At 63.4% G+C, this 16,915-nt stretch carries 13 protein-coding genes and 1 other RNA gene; 3 read left to right on the forward strand and 11 right to left on the reverse strand.

Annotated features, from left to right (window positions below):
- Positions 1 to 174: 174 nt before the first annotated feature.
- A complete protein-coding gene (locus tag AMD14_RS15540; protein WP_180324422.1) occupies positions 175 to 912 on the forward strand; it encodes a carboxylesterase family protein in 738 nt (245 codons plus the stop codon).
- Positions 913 to 979: 67 nt separating this feature from the next.
- On the opposite strand, the gene AMD14_RS23685 is transcribed toward AMD14_RS15540, so the two are convergent.
- The 10 genes from AMD14_RS23685 to AMD14_RS25090 all read right to left on the reverse strand — a co-directional run bounded on the left by AMD14_RS23685 (position 980) and on the right by AMD14_RS25090 (position 11,644).
- A non-coding RNA gene (locus AMD14_RS23685) (sX9 sRNA) lies at positions 980 to 1,054 on the reverse strand.
- A gap of 61 nt (positions 1,055 to 1,115) precedes the next feature.
- The gene (gene cydB / locus AMD14_RS15545; RefSeq protein ID WP_011051953.1) at positions 1,116 to 2,132 is read right to left on the reverse strand and encodes a cytochrome d ubiquinol oxidase subunit II; all 1,017 of its coding nucleotides are present in this window, start codon (positions 2,130 to 2,132) and stop codon (positions 1,116 to 1,118) included.
- Positions 2,132 to 3,532 (reverse strand): cytochrome ubiquinol oxidase subunit I, encoded by a 1,401-nt coding sequence (locus AMD14_RS15550; RefSeq protein WP_011051954.1) that lies wholly within the window; start codon positions 3,530 to 3,532, stop codon positions 2,132 to 2,134. The genes cydB and AMD14_RS15550 overlap by 1 nt, the downstream gene beginning before the upstream one ends.
- Before the next feature lie 348 nt (positions 3,533 to 3,880).
- A complete protein-coding gene (locus AMD14_RS15555; RefSeq protein ID WP_011051955.1) occupies positions 3,881 to 5,110 on the reverse strand; it encodes a dipeptidase in 1,230 nt (409 codons plus the stop codon).
- 594 nt (positions 5,111 to 5,704) lie between these two features.
- Positions 5,705 to 7,093, reverse strand: coding sequence for an amino acid permease (locus AMD14_RS15560; protein WP_011051956.1), 1,389 nt, complete (start codon positions 7,091 to 7,093; stop codon positions 5,705 to 5,707).
- A 410-nt stretch (positions 7,094 to 7,503) separates the two neighbouring features.
- Positions 7,504 to 8,565: a pectate lyase family protein gene (locus AMD14_RS15565; protein ID WP_011051957.1), complete on the reverse strand. Its 1,062-nt coding sequence runs from the start codon at positions 8,563 to 8,565 to the stop codon at positions 7,504 to 7,506.
- 797 nt (positions 8,566 to 9,362) lie between these two features.
- Entirely contained in the window at positions 9,363 to 10,304 is a 942-nt protein-coding gene (locus tag AMD14_RS15570) for a proline iminopeptidase-family hydrolase (RefSeq protein ID WP_005913403.1), read from the reverse strand.
- A 73-nt stretch (positions 10,305 to 10,377) separates the two neighbouring features.
- Positions 10,378 to 10,584: a hypothetical protein gene (locus tag AMD14_RS15575; protein ID WP_223293130.1), complete on the reverse strand. Its 207-nt coding sequence runs from the start codon at positions 10,582 to 10,584 to the stop codon at positions 10,378 to 10,380.
- A gap of 101 nt (positions 10,585 to 10,685) precedes the next feature.
- Positions 10,686 to 11,450 carry a LuxR family transcriptional regulator gene (locus AMD14_RS15580; protein ID WP_011051958.1) on the reverse strand — a complete coding sequence of 255 codons (765 nt, stop codon included), beginning with the start codon at positions 11,448 to 11,450 and terminating at the stop codon, positions 10,686 to 10,688.
- A 53-nt stretch (positions 11,451 to 11,503) separates the two neighbouring features.
- Positions 11,504 to 11,644: a hypothetical protein gene (locus tag AMD14_RS25090; RefSeq protein WP_016850087.1), complete on the reverse strand. Its 141-nt coding sequence runs from the start codon at positions 11,642 to 11,644 to the stop codon at positions 11,504 to 11,506.
- Between AMD14_RS25090 and AMD14_RS15585 the strand changes: the two genes are divergently transcribed.
- Entirely contained in the window at positions 11,643 to 13,025 is a 1,383-nt protein-coding gene (locus AMD14_RS15585; protein WP_003491039.1) for an APC family permease, read from the forward strand. The genes AMD14_RS25090 and AMD14_RS15585 overlap by 2 nt on opposite strands.
- Before the next feature lie 352 nt (positions 13,026 to 13,377).
- Here AMD14_RS15585 and xopAP read toward each other — a convergent pair whose 3' ends face one another.
- Positions 13,378 to 14,658: a XopAP family type III secretion system effector gene (xopAP, locus tag AMD14_RS15590; protein ID WP_425508925.1), complete on the reverse strand. Its 1,281-nt coding sequence runs from the start codon at positions 14,656 to 14,658 to the stop codon at positions 13,378 to 13,380.
- Positions 14,659 to 15,133: 475 nt separating this feature from the next.
- Between xopAP and AMD14_RS15595 the strand changes: the two genes are divergently transcribed.
- The gene (locus AMD14_RS15595) at positions 15,134 to 16,531 is read left to right on the forward strand and encodes a trypsin-like serine peptidase (protein ID WP_005933254.1); all 1,398 of its coding nucleotides are present in this window, start codon (positions 15,134 to 15,136) and stop codon (positions 16,529 to 16,531) included.
- Positions 16,532 to 16,915: the final 384 nt, after the last annotated feature.

Consider the following 16,915-nt stretch of genomic DNA (forward strand, 5'->3'; position numbering starts at 1 on the left):
ATGCATGCGATGCCGACAAGCAGATGAATATTCGACCGGAATCGCCGCGCATCGACACGCCAGCGCACCGGCATGCGGTAATACTGCACCCATGTGATCGGTCGGGAGAGCTGCGTGATTCGTCGTTGTCTTGTTGTCATTGCCTTTGCGCTATTGCTGGCCGGCTGTTCCAGCATGACTGAGCGCCACCACGACGAACGCCGCGGCCACTTCGTCACCCGCACGTTGAAACTGGAAGGGCGCCTGTACCGCTATCAAGTGTTCGTGCCCGCGTCCAAGGTGCCGCAGCCGCGGCCCATCGTGCTGTTCCTGCATGGCTCGGGCGAGCGCGGCGATAACGGGCGCGACCAGGCCGAAGTCGGTGTGGGCCCGTACTTGAGCGAACACACCGCCGACTTCCCCGCACTTGTCGTGCTGCCGCAAGTGCCCGAGGACGAGGAGTGGATGGGCATCAATGCGCGCATGGCGATCGCAGCGCTGGACGCGGCCAGCGCCGAGTTCGGTGCCGACCCGCAGCGCACCTACCTCACCGGCATTTCGATGGGTGGCTATGGCGCCTGGGAAATCGGGCTGATGCAGCCGCAGCGGTTTGCGGCGATCGTGCCGATCTGCGGCGCGCTCAAGGCACCGCGCGATGAGCGCCGCACCTTGTACGTGAGCCTGGTGGCGAAGGAAGCGGACCCGTACACCGCGGCAGTGACGCAACTCAAGCACGTGCCGATCTGGATGTTCCATGGCGCCAAGGACGATTCGGTGCCGCCGCACGACGACCGCGCGCTGTACCGCGCCGCGAAGGGCGTCGGTGCCAATGTACGTTACAGCGAATATCCGCAGGGCAATCACAATGCCTGGGACGCAACCTATGCGGACCCGGCGATGTGGGAATGGATGTTCAAGCAGCGCCTGCGCTGACGGTGTGCAGCGCCACGCCGGCACTGCGCCCGCGTGCCGGCATGACACGGCCAATGCGCCTTAGAGCGGCTGACAAAACGTAGCGAGCAGTCGTCAGGTGGTGCGGACGGCGCACAGGAACCGAAGTGTTCGCGTGGTACATGCCGATTCCGAGCACCAGCCGCGCCCGCCTGGCGGCTGCGCAGTCGTTTTGTTAGCAGCTCTTAGTGATGATAGCCGTTGTCAGCGGTGATCTTGCCGCGGAATACGCGGTACGACCATACCGTGTAGCCCAGGATCAGGGGCAGCAACATGACCAGCCCCACCATCGCGAACAGCTGCGAAGACGGCGGTGCGGCAGCCTGCCAGAGGGTGTAGACCGGCGGCACCAGATACGGCCACATGCCCAGCACCAGGCCCAAAAAGCCCAGCACGAACAGGCCCATCGCCAGCAGGAATGGCAGCGCATCCGAGCGTGCGGCCTCGCTCGCACGCCACAGCGCAACCCCCACGATGGCCACCAGCAGCGGCATCGGCATCAGCCACAGATAGTGCGTGCCACTGAACCAGCGCTCCATCACATGCGACTGCAGCGAAGGCAACCAGGCGCTGACCAGGCCGATGAAGATCAACACACTGATGGTCAACGGTCGACTCAACTGCCGCGCCAACTGCTGCACATGGCCTTCTGTCTTGAGAATCAGCCAGGTACTGCCGAGCAGCGCATAGCCGAACACCAAGGCGGCGCCCGTCAACATCGCGAACGGGCTGAACCAGCCCCAGATGCCGCCGACATAACGGTCGTTCTCGATCGGCAGACCCTGCACCAGGGCGCCCAGGATCACGCCCTGCGCGAAAGTGGCCAGGATCGAACCGGCGGCAAACGCATTGCTCCACAAGCGCCGCGAGCGATGCGCCTTGAAACGGAATTCGAAGGCCACGCCGCGGAACACCAAGGCCATCACCATCAACAGCACCGGCAGATACAGCGCCGACAAGATCACCGCATACGCCTTGGGAAATGCGGCCAGCAGCCCTGCCCCGCCGAGCACCAGCCAGGTTTCGTTGCCGTCCCAGATCGGCGCGGCGGTGTTCATCATCAGATCCAGCTGCGCTTCGTCCTTGCGGAACGGCGCCAGGATGCCGATGCCGAGCACGAACCCGTCCAGCACGACGTACATCAGCACCCCGAAGCCGATCACCGCAAACCACGCCACCGGCAAGACGCTCGTCATCTCCATCATGCGGCTCCGTCGATCGATTCGTCGGCTGCCGACAGCGGCCGTGCGGGCGTGTGTTCGCCATGGTCCAGATGCGGCGCGTCGGCATGTGGGGTGGGCCCTTGCTTGCCGATCTTGACCAGGTACCAGATGCCCCAGCCGAACACGAACGCGTAGCCGGCTACATACACCGCCAGCGAGATGGCCGTCATCAGCGCAGACTGCGGGCCCACCGCATCGGCGGTGCGCAACAAGCCGTAGACCGCATAGGGCTGCCGGCCGATTTCGGTGACGAACCAGCCGGAAATCAGCGCGATGAAGCCGCTCGGCAACATCCAGCGCCAAACCGCCAGCAACCAGCGCCAGTGCACCAGCTTGCCGCGCCACAACGCGAACGCAGACACCCAGGCCACCAGCAGCATCAATGAGCCAATCCCTACCATGATGCGGAAGGCGAAGAACACCGGCGTCACCGACGGGCGCTCGCTTGCCGGCACCGACGTCAGCGGTGCGATGCTGCCATCCGGGCGGTGGGTCAGAATCAGGCTGCCCAGGCGCGGAATCGCCACCTCATAGTCGTTACGCTCGGCCTGTGCGTTGGGCACCGCAAACACCACCAGCGGGAATCCCTCGCCCTGTTTTTCGTCATGCCAGTGCGCTTCCATCGCGGCGATCTTCATCGGCTGATGCTTGAGCGTGTTCAAGCCGTGCATGTCGCCGACAACGATCTGCAGCGGTACGGCGATCGCGGCAAACACCACGGCCAGCTTCAGCATGCACAGCCCGGCTTGGCGATGCACGCCACGATGCAGATACCACGCGCCCACTGCACCCACCACGAAGCAGGTGGTGATGAATGAGCCAAGCGCCATGTGCGCAAGCCGGTACGGGAACGAGGGATTGAAGATGATCTTCAACCAGTCGACCGGATGCACGATGCCGCCGATGACATCAAAGCCGGCCGGGGTCTGCAACCAGCTATTGGACGAAAGAATCCAGAACGTGGAAAACAGCGTGCCCAGCGCCACCATGCAGGTGGACAGGAAATGCAGGCGCTCGGAAATACGCCCCCAGCCGAACATCATCACGCCCAGGAAACTGGCTTCCAGAAAGAACGCGGTGAGCACTTCATAGCTCAGCAGTGGCCCGATCACGCCACCGGCCACGCGGCTCAATTCCGGCCAGTTGGCCCCGAACTGGAAGGCCATCACGATGCCGCTGACCACGCCCATGCCGAAGGACACGGCAAAGATCTTCTGCCAGAAAAAATACAGCTCGCGCCAGACCGGCAGACGCGTGCGCAACCAGCGCCATTCCAGAAACGCCAGCAGACTGGAAAGCCCGATGGTGAATGCCGGAAACAATACGTGGAACGCGATGACGAATCCAAACTGGATCCGCGATAACAGCAGTGCGTCCATGGAGAACCCTCCAGGAAAAATGATCGTCGACGTGCAGCTCGCAGGTCGATCACCGGGATGCACTGCATCGGGCGATCGCGCGCACGCTGCTGCGCTAGGCGATCATGATAGGGACGGTCGCGCCCGTTCCCGATGCGACACGGCGTCGCATCCGCGACAAATTGCCGCCCTTGTCCTGCGGTGCGTCGGACCACCTGCCTCCGCTAGGCAGTGCGCCGTGCGCCGTGCGCCAGAGGCGACCCAATGGCGCGAACGCTGTCGCTGCGGAGTGCCGGGCGCCAATCAATGCACGTCGACAGACGACGCAGGACCCGCCATGCCATGCCTTCCAACCAAGTCGGCGGAACGCTATGGCCGCACCCGCTCCCAGATCCGCATAAAGTTGCCGCTATACACATCGACGATGCGTTGCGTCGGCCAGCCGGCATCCAGCATCGCCTGCGTGAGCTTGGGCAGATCCGCACCGCTGCGCATCCCGGTCGGCAGGCTGGAAATGCCGCCATCGAAGTCGCTGCCGAAACTCAAGTGTTTCCATGGATCTTCCACGATCCCCATGGCGGCAATCTGTCGGGCGAACGCTTCGTAATAGCCGACGACGAAGGCAAGATCGGCATCCATGTCCGGCGTGCCATCGGCCAGATAGGAGTGCTGCAAGAAGTACGGCGCCAGGATGACGCTGATGCAGCCACCGGTCTGCACGATGGCACGGATCGCCGCGTCGTCGAGCGCCCGGTCCAAGTGACGCGACGGCCGCGTTTCCACACCGCGCGTGACGCTGCGCGATGCGCCATGCGAAACGAAGGCCGGCACGTTGCGACGGAGGCAGATGCCGCAGGCGTCGCGTATCCCCTGGCTTGAGGTATGCGAAAGATCCACCAGAAGCCCGATATCGATGCAGCGCTCCACCACCTGCCGGCCAAACTCCGTCAGCCCCGCGCCCTGACGTTCGCGCCACGGATTGAGCGATGCATAGCCGGCCTGGGAGATGTCGGTATGGCTGAAATGGTTGAGCGTCAGATAGGCGGCGCCGGCCCTGGCTGCACTTTCCAGACGCGCTATCCGCAGCGCCTGGCTGCGGCGCCCGCGTGGTCCAAGCATGTGCGCACCTTCCAACGACAGGATGGCGCAGCACAGACCCGCTGCGCGAATCGCGCGTAGCTCGGCGGCGCTGCGTGCCAGCCGCATTCGCCCGCCGCTCGCCGCCACCATCTCCTGGACATAGCGCCGATGCTCCACCCAGTGTTTCCAGGGGTCGAGAAAAGGCGCGCCGACGAGGTTTTCCCAAAGTGCGTGGGCACTGAAACAGGCACCGCCATAGCCGCCGGCGAGAAAGTCCGGGCCGCTCACGTGGTACATCAGCGGTTGATTGCGGCCTCTCGGTGAGGTCTTGGACATCAACCAGAGGATCGGAGAACGCCGATGCGCTTTCCAATCGCCCTTCCAGAAATCGAAGCCGCCTAGGCGCGACAGATACAGCGAATCCAGATGCGTATCGACCGGACACGCCAACGCATGCACTGCTTCCAGCGTGAGCGGCGAAGGCAAATCAGCCAGGTTGTCGGATGAAACTGCATGCATGGGCGAACCCCGGCAATGACGTCTGAAGAAGTGACCCATAACGCGCGTTCCCGCATTGAATATCCGGCCGATATTCTTCGTGCGCCTTGATGGGTCGAGCCTGTGCGTTCGAATGAGAATAACCGAACTGGACAATCAGATCCCCGAGACGAATGCACAGGCCGAGAGGAAAACGCAGGACTGCTGACGCAATTCTCGTTTCGCTGCGCAATCTATCGGTGCGGCGGTTTTTCGTTACTGGACCCGTCGTCGTCTAACCAGGGCGGGACGAGGCCTGGACGCTTTTGGCGACGATGCGGCCGCGCATGCCGGCGGCGGCGCATGCCGCGACGAGGAGCCTGCTGATCGGCCACGGCCTGGGTGTGCACCCGCAGCGGCTCCTGGACAGGTGGGTTAGCGCGCGTGCGCGATTGCGGCCGCACTCCGCTGAGGCCGTGATCCGTGGCCAGGCCAAAACCGGAACACATCAACGTTGCCAGCAACGGCGAGGGCAATTCCCCGTTGCCCACGCACATGAGCGGCTGCCCGCTGCTTATAGCTTACAAATCCGTCATCGCACACAACGCATCAGCACCCAGCCACGCCCACCATCGCTCACATCCGCGCGCGCACGCGTCGCGCGATTTCGCTGACCGCTGCGATGACTGCGGTCAGCGCGACCATCGAGAGGAATTGCGCGCGCGTATCGGCCGAAGAGGCCAACAACACGAAGATCACGGCCAGGATGACCAGCGCCAGCACGGTCAGAAACGGATAGCCGCGCATGCGGAACGGCAGCGCAAGGCCGGCACGGTCCGCGCGGGCGCGCAAGATCAGTTGTGACACCAGCGAGATCGTCCACACCAGCAGGCAGGTGGCGCCGACGATGTTGAGCAGCATTGGCAACACCTTGTTCGGATACAACAACTCCAACGCTGCGGCGGCGAAGCCGAACAACACGCTAGCGATCACCGCCACCAGCGGCACCTGCTCGCCGCTGGTCCTGGCCAGCAACCGCGGCGCTTCGCCGCGCTGGGCCAGCGAGAAGATCATCCGCGAAGCGCCGTACAGATTGGCGTTGAGCGCCGACAGCAGTGCGACCACCGCCACCAGGGTGATCGCCGTGGCGGCACCGGGAATGCGAGCCACCTCCAGCACGGCCGCAAACGGCGAGCTGAGCGCGGCGCTGGTCCATGGCACCACCGCCACGATCACGCTGATCGACCCGATGTAGAACACCAGGATGCGCCAGGCCACGGTGCGGATGGTGCGCGCCAGGCTGCGTCCCGGGTCGGCGGTTTCCGCTGCGGCCACCGCGACGATTTCGGTGCCGCCGAAGGCGAACACCACCACCAGCAACGCCGAGCCGATACCGGCCAGGCCCTTCGGCGCAAAGCCGCCGTTCTGGGTGAAATTGGACAGCCCGGGCGACGCCACCCCAGGCAACCAGCCCGCCAGCAACGCCACGCCGATCAGCAGGAACACCACGATCGCCAGCACTTTCAGGATGGCGAACCAGAACTCGAACTCGCCAAAGTTGCGCACGCCGAGCAGATTGATCGCAGTGAACGTGGCCATGAACAGCAACGAGAGCAACGGCACCGGCAACGCCGGCCAGACCGTGGCCAGCAGCCCGGCTGCGCCTACCGCTTCTGCCGCAATCACCACCACTATCTGAAACCACCACAGCCAGCCCACGGTAGCGCCGGCCGTCGGGCCCATCGCATCGGCGGCATACACCGAGAATGCCCCGCTGGCCGGCTTGGCGGCGGCCATTTCGCCCAGCGCGTTCATCACAATGATGACCAACGCCCCGGCGATCAGATACGAGATCAGCACCGCCGGCCCGGCCGCGTGAATGCCCACGCCGGAACCCAGGAACAGCCCGGCGCCGATCGCCGTGCCCAGGCCCATCATCATCAATTGCCGCGGCTTCAGCGCATGGCGCAATGCAGGCGCGGCGGGCGCAGCGGTCTCAGCAACGGAATCGGTCGGAAGCGGCATGGACGGGCTTGCATGGATGGAATCGCGACACGATACCGCGTCGCAGCGCCTGCCGCGCCTCTTGACGCCAGCCCGGGGAAGGAGTGGCGATGTCGCCCGATCGCACCCTTGCGCTCGGCTTTGCAGCAGACAACGCCCGGCAACCCGCCGGCGCACGCTGCCGCCTGTCGGCCCGTGCAGCGCGCGCATGACCTTTCGTCTTCAAGAAACGGGCAAGGCACATCCCCGAACAATCCGGAGATGTGCCTTGATGCGGCCAAGAGCAACGGGCAATCATCTGTGCAAGCTTCAGATGGACGGCCACCCGTCGGAATCGTCCTGTAGACCAGAGCGCTGCGCTTCCTGCGCGCCCTCCACGTCCACCTGACCAGTGCTCGCTGCCGCTCATTCGCGACTCCGCGCGCGCCCGGTCACTCCGCCAGGTTCTTGCCCGCACCCGCCGTGGCGATCACCTTGGCCTTGACCTGTGCCGCCGGTGTCACGGTGTAGATGTAGCCCAGCGACTCCAGGAACACCTTGGAGCTCACCCAGTTGGTGGCATTGGCGTAGGGTTTGCTGCCGTCCGGCGTGCTCCAGGTGATGCCGCTGCCAACGTAGTTGTTGATCAGGTCCCAGTAGCCGATCTCGCTGCTGTCGCGCGAGGTCACCGGGTTCTTGATGTTCTCGAAGTAGTTCGACTCGATCTTCGCCACCCCACCCATGCGCACGTTGATGCCTGAGGTGAACACATTGTTGAAGTAGTTGTTGTAGACGTGGCTCAAGCCGCGCCGCTGCAATGGCAAGCGCGATTCCACGTTCTCGAAGCGGTTATGGTGATACGTGGTGCGTGCAGCCGAGTTCTTGGTGTCGCTGTCGCTGTAGCCATTGAGCGCGACCTTTTGATAGTTGTAGACATAGTTGTAGGACACGGTGACATGGTGCACGCCCTTCTTCATATCGATGCCGCCATCGAAGGAGGCATCGCCCGCACCGGAACACTTGGTGAGCGAGGCGAAGATGGTGTTGTGGTCGATCCAGATCTTGGACGGCTCGCCGCTGGAGTTGCCTTCCAGCGAAATCGAATCGGCATCTTCACCGCCTTGCAGCAGACCGATGGTCATGTTCTGGACGATCACGTTGTGCGCATCGCCCACCACACGCACGCCGAAGTTCGCCGACGAGCCATTGGCGCCCTTGATCGTGATATCGCTCTTGTTCTTGATCTGCACTGTCTTGGCCGGCAGCTTCCATTGCGCGCACACGTCCTTGATGGTGCCGAAGTCGAACTGGCCGGTGTAGTTGAGCACCAGCCCGCCGCTACCGGAATAGTTGTCGATGGCGGCCTGCACCGCTTCGAACGTCGCCACGTTGACCGCTGTCTTGTTGCCGCCGCCGGTGGTGGCGGCACCGTAGCCGACCGGGCCGGCAATCGCGCCCGCGGCGCAAGCGGACAGTACAAGCGCGAGTGCGCCCTGGAGCGTCTTGATGATCATGTAGCCTCTCCCAAAGAAGTCGACAAGCAATGCAGGCCGTCTGCGCAGTGGTGGCGACGACAGCAATGCGGTGCGTGGGGGGCTGCATTCTTCGCGCGATTTAAAACATAAAACAATTATTCATCTTCGAAATTTAGACACACCGCGGCGTTCTCTTTCCGAGACATGCAAAAGGGACAGCGAAGGACAGCCAGGACAGGACACGCCATTGCGGTGCGACTAGCCCTGTCTTGGGCGACGCATGTAGGTGTCGTGTGCCTGCAGATGCCGGCGATGCGCACGTGCTCGAACGCGCAGAGCAATCGCGCCTGCAACCGTCATGATCGACATGCCGATCGCGGCGACAGGCATGGACGCAATCAGCGCGCCTGGCGATCGCAGCTGGCCCCTGCATTGCCGTCATGCAATGCAGCATTTGCCTCTACATCGGCACGAACCTGCGGACGCAAGCTGTCGCGCGCGAGCGCCGTCGCAGCGCATCAGAGCGCTTACGCGCCTGGCCGCCAGTAGCCTGCGATGCCTCCCACGCTGCGGCGTGTGCACTGCGACGCCGGCGCATCAACATGGGCCGGCAGCTTGAAGCGGGCCTGCGACCGTGCTCGAACCTCCATCGACACGGATGCGCGGAACGCATGCAGCGCCGCGCTTGCCTCGATGCAAGCATACGACGCTGCAGGGCATCTATCGCAGGCACGGATTGATGGTGTCCGCCCATCGCCGCATCATCGCAGCAGGCAGGCAGCTAAACGCAGTGCGGTCGATCGGCCCGCTGGCCATCGCACACGCACCCTGCACGCTCAAACAGCGCGATTGGCCAGTGCTGACGAGCGCAATATCTGGCCACCGGGCCACGGTGTCTGATCGTCCAGGAAATTGCCGACCAGGCGCATGCACGCCACGCGTTCTTCCACGTGCGGCATGTGGCTGGAGTTGGCGAACACGTGCCAGCGCGCATCCGGAATCAACCGCGCATAGGGCTCGACGGTTTCCGGCGTGGCTTCATCGTACTTGCCAGAGAGCACCAGCGTGGGTGCGGTGATGCGGTGCAGGCGCTCGATGATGCTCCAGTTGCGCAGGCTGCCCACCACGTGGAATTCGGTCGGGCCGTTCATGGCGTGATACACGGTTGGATCGGCGTCGATGGCGGCAAACGTACGCGCGACCTCGGCAGGCCACGGCAGCACGCGACACACGTGCTGCGCGTAGAACACCTGACTGGCGGCGCGATAGGCCGGATGATCCAGCGTACCGGCGGCTTCGTGCTCGTCCAGTGCGGCCTGGATATCCTCGGGCAGGCGCGCGCGCAGGCGCAGCGCAGCAGCGCGCCACAACCCCATCGAGGCGGGCGAATTGGCGATCACCAGCGCCCGCAGGCCGGCCGGACGGCGCACCGCATGTTCGGCTGCCAGCATTCCGCCCCAGGACTGGCCCAGCAATGCGTATTGCGACAGCCCCAGATGCGCGATCAGCGTCTGCAGCTCGTCCAGGAACAGCCCCACTGTCCAGAAGCCTGGCTCGGCATTGCGCAGATGGGTGGAGTTGCCGTTGCCCAGCTGGTCGTAGTGGATCACCGCGCGGCCGTTGGCCGCCAGGTCCTTGAAGCTGTCCACGTAGTCGTGCGTGCACCCGGGACCGCCGTGCAGCACCAGTAGCGGGCAGGCATCCGCGCACAGGTCGCCGGTAATGCGGTACCAGGTGCGGTAGCCGCGGAATTCGACGTAACCCTCGGTGCACTGCATGACCTGCGCCTGCCTACGGCAATGATGAGGCCCGAGCCTAGCGAGCGCGCCGAGCGGCGTTAACTGGCAAATTTCACAGGTTTGGGCGCGCCCGGATGCGCGGTTGGTGCTGGCCGATAGCCGGTTCGATCGAACGCGGCGCGTCGCCGGCTGCAACGGCGAGCGCGCGACTCAGCACCGCTTTTGGATCGAAATGACGGCTTCGAATCACCGCATCTATCGCATCTGCGAGCGCAACTGGATTCCATTCGGTCCAAGAACAGATCAGCGTTTCGAACACGGGTGGGTCGCGCCAGAGACGCGGCATTGCATATGCGCTCTGCCACTGCGAAACCTGCGTCGCCGCGGTACCGCAGCGACGCAGGCACGCTCGGATAATGCTTATGGCTCCAGCAACCGATAGTGCATACCACGCGCCACTGCTTCCACGCGGTTACGTGCGCCCAGCTTGCGGGCGGCTGAATTCAGATGCAGGTTTACCGTGGCGGTTGAACGGTTAAGTGCCGCGGCGATCCGTTTGGACGTCAGGCCTTTGGCCGAATATTGCAGGCATTCGCGCTCGCGACGGGTCAGCGCGATGTGGTGGCAGCGGCGTTCCTGCGGATCCAGCAACTCCTGCGCACGCGACTGGAAGGCATGCGCCAGCAACAGGAAGGGCAGCAACTGCGCTTCGGCCAAACGCGGCGCTTGTGCCGCCGCGGCATCGATTGCGCCGCTGAAGGTGGCGAATGCGCCACCAGGCAAATGCAGCGGCACGGTGACACCGGTGCCCATGCCGCTATCGCATAGATACCGGGTCACTTGCCGGTGCTGACCGCCCACATATTCCACACCCGGGCAATGGCCGTCGGTGCGGTACGACCATACGAACGGCGTGGTACGTCGCGTTGCACGCTGCTGAACAGGGTCATGTTGGTAGTACCCGTGCTCGCACCACACATGCTGCATATCGCCCGGCGCATTGCGCTGCATGAACACCGTCGGCGTGATCAGCGCCCCCTCCAGACTCAGGGGCACCGGCGCGTAGTCGTAAACCAGCGACTGGAAACCGAGCGCACAGACATCGCCAAATACCCGGTCCAGGCAGCTATCGAGCGTCCGCAACGCCTGCAGATCGCGGCCCAGGCTGGCCAGAATGTCGAACATGGTGATCCTTCGGTACCGGTGGTTGCCAGCAGATGACATCCAGCATGGAAAACCTAGCACTTTTGCCAATGGATGGGCTTGCCGGCCACATTATCGTCACAATGCCGGTCGTATGGCGGCAGCATGGCACCGGCGTTCAGGTCGTCCAGGCGCTTGCGCTGCGTGCCGGCATTCCTTTCAGCGGACACCTGCATGATCGACACACCACGCCGCGACGATGCGGCCACGCTGGAACGCTTCGGCTACGCACAGGAGCTCAAGCGGCAGCTCACGCTCAAGGATCTGTTGATCTACGGGCTGGTGTGCATGGTGCCCACGGCGCCGTTCTCGATCTTCGGCGGCGTCTTCGACATCAGTGCCGGGATGGTGCCGCTGACCTACCTGGTCGGCTTCGTGGCGATGCTGTTCACCGCACTGAGCTACCAGCAGATGTCGCAGGCATTTCCGGTGGCGGGTTCGGTGTATGCCTATGTCGGGCGCGGGCTGAGCAGCGGCATGGGCTTTCTGGCCGGCTGGGCGATTCTGCTCGACTACCTGCTGGTGCCGACCCTGCTGTATGTGGTCGGCGCCAATGCGATGCATACCGTGTTGCCGGCGGTACCCCAGCCGGCGTGGATTGCGTTCTTCGTGGTGCTCAACACGGTGGTGAACCTGCGTGGCATCGAAACCACCGCACGCGCCAATCGCTTTTTCCTGCTTGCGCAGTTGCTGGTGTTGGCGGTGTTCGTGGTGCTGGCGACGCTGGCGATCCAGCGCGGCGTCAATGGGGCGCACTGGAGCTGGCGCCCGCTGTATAACCCACAAGCGTTTTCTCCGCAGTTGATCTTCAGCGCGTTGTCGGTGGCGGTGGTGTCGTTCCTCGGCTTCGATGCAATCTCCACCATGTCCGAGGAAGCGCGCGGCGGCAACCGTGTGGTGGGACGTGCAACCTTGCTGGCATTGCTGATCGTGGCAGGGCTGTTCGTCTTGCAAACCTGGCTGGCGGCATTGCTGCAGCCCACCCTGCAGCGCTACCCAAGCGCGCAGGCATCCAACGATGCGTTCTTCGAGATCGGGCGATTGATCGCCGGGCCATGGCTGCAGATCGTCATTGCGCTCACCGTGGCGATCAGCGCGGCAATCGCCAATTCATTGGTTGCACAGGCGGCCACCTCGCGGCTGTTGTTCGCCATGGCGCGCGACCGGCAGTTGCCGGGCTTTCTGCGCTACATCCACCCACGCACCGGCGTGCCGCAGCGCGCGATCCTGCTGGTGGCGGGCCTGAGTCTGGTACTGGGCGAAGTCTTCGTCGGGCAGATCGCGCTGCTGTCGTCGCTGTGCAACGTCGGCGCACTGACCGCCTTCGTGCTGCTGCATATCGCAGTGCTGTGGCACTTCCGCACCCAGGGCCGGCATGTGCTGCATGGCGCGGTGCCCTTGATCGGGATCGTCATCCTGGCCTACGTGCTGCTCAATGCCGATCTGCATGCACAACTGGGCGGCGCTGCGTGGATGGCGGTAGGGCTGGCGGTACTGGCGTTCTTGAAACTCAGCGGACGCTCCACCGAATTCCGCGCCAGCGACGCGCTGGAATAGCCGGCACAGCAGCACCGTCTGTTGTGCCGGCTTACTCCTGGCCCACCGGTGCCGCGGAGCGCGACGGGTCAAATTCGTGCTGGGCAACCTCAAACGCGTCATCAGCGTGGTGCATCACGCCATCAATGCGGATACGCAGGGCTCTAGTTGCAGAAATGGACGATCGCTCAACCATCGATCCGTTTTCGCGAGATGCTGCCACGACGTGCCACGGGCATGTCGCAGTCCAAGCACTGCCTGGCGCCGGTTTGACGTGCAGCGAGCGATCTTCATGGCCAGGGGTCAGGATTGATAACGCTTTAGAAAATCCCTCTTGGCCTAGAAAATTTATTCGCAATTGATTGCCGGCTATTTAATCCGGCCGGCTATTGGCCGGCGGCTCGCGGTACGGCAGCAACGAGGCGAACAGTCGCCTGCGGGGAAGACGCCGGTCTCCGGATGTCCCTTGTGGCACTTCCATGGGAGAAAAGATGCGCTGCAGATCGGCCGGCTCGATCTTGGACAGGAAATAAGGTCGCCACAACGTCAATTCGTGATTGTCCGCCGGGTTGACAGTGCTGGCCGGGCCGTCCGTCACGGTGATGAACTGAGCGAAGCGATCACCGCTGGTGCTGCCGGCGCGCTCGTCAGCAGCCCCGGGGTGATCCCAGTGCGGGTGATGCATGAAAAAGGGCACCGACTGGATCGGATCCAGAGCGCGCGTAAACTGGCGCAGCGTGAATCGCAGCTCGCTGTACTTCGATCTCAAGCTTTGCATATAGTGTTTGTCGGCGCCGGCTGGCCCGAGCCGCGGCGGATTGAATGAATAAATGCTGATCTTGCCCGGGGCTCCGGCCGCGCGCAAAAAGTGCGTGATGTCGAAACCGGCGACCGTGGCCGCTGCTGCGCCCAGACTGTGTCCCGTCAATGACATCGACAACGCCTTGCCGCTCTCCCGCGCGCGATTCGTGTAGCGTTTCAGCACGTCCTTCATGACGGTTCCGTCGGCGCGCGGCAACTGAGCTTCGGACTGCCACCATTCCTGCCAGCCCGCTCCAACCTTGCCCAAGGTCGGAAGGCGCTCGTCGAAGACGTTGACGTGTACCTGCGCGATCAGGCTTTTCATGTCGCATAACAGGTCGTCGGTCGCATCCAGGCATGTACCGGAAAAACCCAGCACCGCGACAATCACGTCGTCGGTCTCTCGCTCCCATAGTTTCAACCGCCGCGTGGACATCGGCACATTGAGATGCAACCCATCGATGTCAGCCACCGTCGCCGGATCGCCCTTGTAGGATTCGCCTGCGCATGCGCGCATGCTTTCGAGTACGGTGCGGCAGCGCATTTCCCATTGCGGATCCTGTCCGTGTGGCTGCGCCGATGCATGATCCACTTGGGCAATCGCGCTGACGAGATCGCATACCTGGGTATCTACCTGCGGCAGACGCATGCCAGATGACCGCGACGCATCAGCCACGATTGATTGTGTCACTTTGCGTACGCGTTTGACCGGCGCAGCGCTGAGACCGGGAAACGCACTGGCGCTCTCGCGCACGTGCCAGGGGAAAGCGGTAGCGGAGACAGGCACGCAGCTATCGCTCTCGCGCGATTGCGCGTGCGGCAGACTTGGAAAAGAAGTTGAAGTGGGTCGCATGCGACATGTTCCACGTGAGTGCGCAGAGATTCTGGTGATATCCCCGCCTGGCAAGCAGCCAGAGATGTCGTCCACCGCCGTGAAAACGAACGAAGGGTTCACTATCGCTGTGCATCCCTCCAGGCCGGGGTGAGGTCTCCCAGGGCCCTAGGAGCGCTGATCGCCACCACGAGGATCACGTGGATTGAAGACACCAAGCTGCCACTGCGCAGCAGGATGCTGGACTTGCACCTGCTGACCAGAACCAACATGGCCGCCCTGGGAGCTACCGCGACGTCCGGGCCGACGACACGACGGCCCAATGGTTGGCAGACTCGTGCGAGCTTTGTACTGAGAACGACTTTCCATTCCCGAAAGAGATTTTCAGCACATATTCATCTTTGAACTTCCGCTAGGCTCGTTCGGCGCCAACGATGGCGCCCGCTTGTTGCAGCCCCCGCTGCAGCCTGACGATCCCTGACGAGAAGGACTACCCATGAATCGCAAGAACGCGATGTATCTGGCGTTGTTTTCCGCTATTTCCGGCACCGCAGCGGCCGCTCCACCGACCGAGATGGATGCAGCGCCGGTCACCACCGCGCCGCAGGCGGCCAAGCTTGGTGCGGCAACGTTGCAATCGGCGAGTTTACGCGGCGGCGTTCTGCCCACGCGCGTGGTGCAACTTGCCGCACCCACCAGTGCCGAGATCGGCCGTGTGCGCGAGCGTCGCATTGCGCAGGTCAAGCAGGGGCAGCCGTTGCAGATCGGTTTTTCGCGTGCAGTCGCACAGCCGACGGTGAACCTGTCCAGGCTCGATTGGCAGATGGCTCCCGATGGCTCGCGCGTGGCCAGCCTCAAAGTCAGTTCCGCACAGGCGGCATCGTTGCGTGCATCGCTGATCCTGCGTGGCGCCGGTGCAACGCCTGGCGACCCGTCCAAGGCGACGCTGCGCTTTGCCGGCAACGATGGTCGCGTGTTCGAGCAATCCGGCGCCAGCTTTGCTGCCAGCGGCAACGATATCGGGTGGTCGCCGACGGTGAGTGGCGAGGACCTGCTGGTCGAACTGTCGCTGCCGGCCGGGCTGTATCCGGAGAACTTCAGCCTCAGCATCCCGCAGCTGTCGCATCTGGATATCAGCCCCACTGCCAGCCCGCGCGACATGATGACCATTGCCATCGGCGAAAGCGATTCCTGTCAGAACGATATCGTCTGCCGTGCCAACCCCACGACCGGCTTTACCAGCGCCGCAAAGGCAGTGGCGCGCATGGTGTTCACCACCAGCCAGGGCTCGTTCCTGTGCACCGGCACCCTGCTCAACAATACCAATTCGCCCAAACGCAACCTGTTCTGGACTGCGGCGCATTGCATCAGCACGCAGACCGTGGCCAACACGCTGCAGACATACTGGTTCTACGATGCGGCCAGCTGCAATGGCAGTACGGTCAGCTCGCAGGCAACCACACTGACGGGCGGCGCATTCCTGCGGCATGCCAACACCACGCGCGACACCGCATTGCTGGAGCTGAAGACCGCACCGCCAAGCGGCGCATTCTACGCAGCGTGGAATAGCGCGGCGATCGGTTCTACCGGTACTTCGATTGTCGGCATCCATCACCCATCGGGCGACGTCAAGAAGTATTCGCTGGGTACGGTGAATGCGCTGAGCAGCTCCATCGATGGCAAGAGCCCGCTCTATCGTGTGGTCTGGAACGACGGTGTCACCGAAGGCGGCTCGTCCGGCTCGGGCCTGTTCACCATCGCCAGCGGTGGCGCCTACCAGCTGCGTGGCGGCCTGTATGGCGGCTATTCGTTCTGCAGCGCGCAGACCGATCCGGATTACTACTCGCGCTTCTCGGACGTGTATTCCACCATTTCTACCTACTTCGGCCAGTAAGCGGCCAAGCCGCGTGGCAGGCGATGTTGCGCCTGCCACGCTTGATCGCGCTTGTTCCGGCAATCCGTTTGCCGGGCGAGGCGTCTACGGTTCAGCGATGGGTGCATGCGCTGCCCCTAACGCTGCAATGTCCGCACGCCTTCGAATGACACCACCATCTTCTTGCCACGTACTCATGGCAATGGCGTGATGCGCTCGCGCGAGGCATCGCTCCACAGCTGCTTATTTTGCAGCCTCGCCCGACAAGCGCGTCGGTGCGTTGCCGCCACGGTGCGTGTACAAGACTCACTTCGGCAAATCGGGCAATGCGAGATTGGCTTCGGCTGCACCAACGCTGCGCTACCGGCGGCGAGCGACGCAATGATGCAGACTGATTGGGTCTTT

Origin of the sequence: Xanthomonas citri pv. citri (assembly GCF_000961215.1) — a bacterium.
Classification (GTDB): domain Bacteria; phylum Pseudomonadota; class Gammaproteobacteria; order Xanthomonadales; family Xanthomonadaceae; genus Xanthomonas; species Xanthomonas cissicola.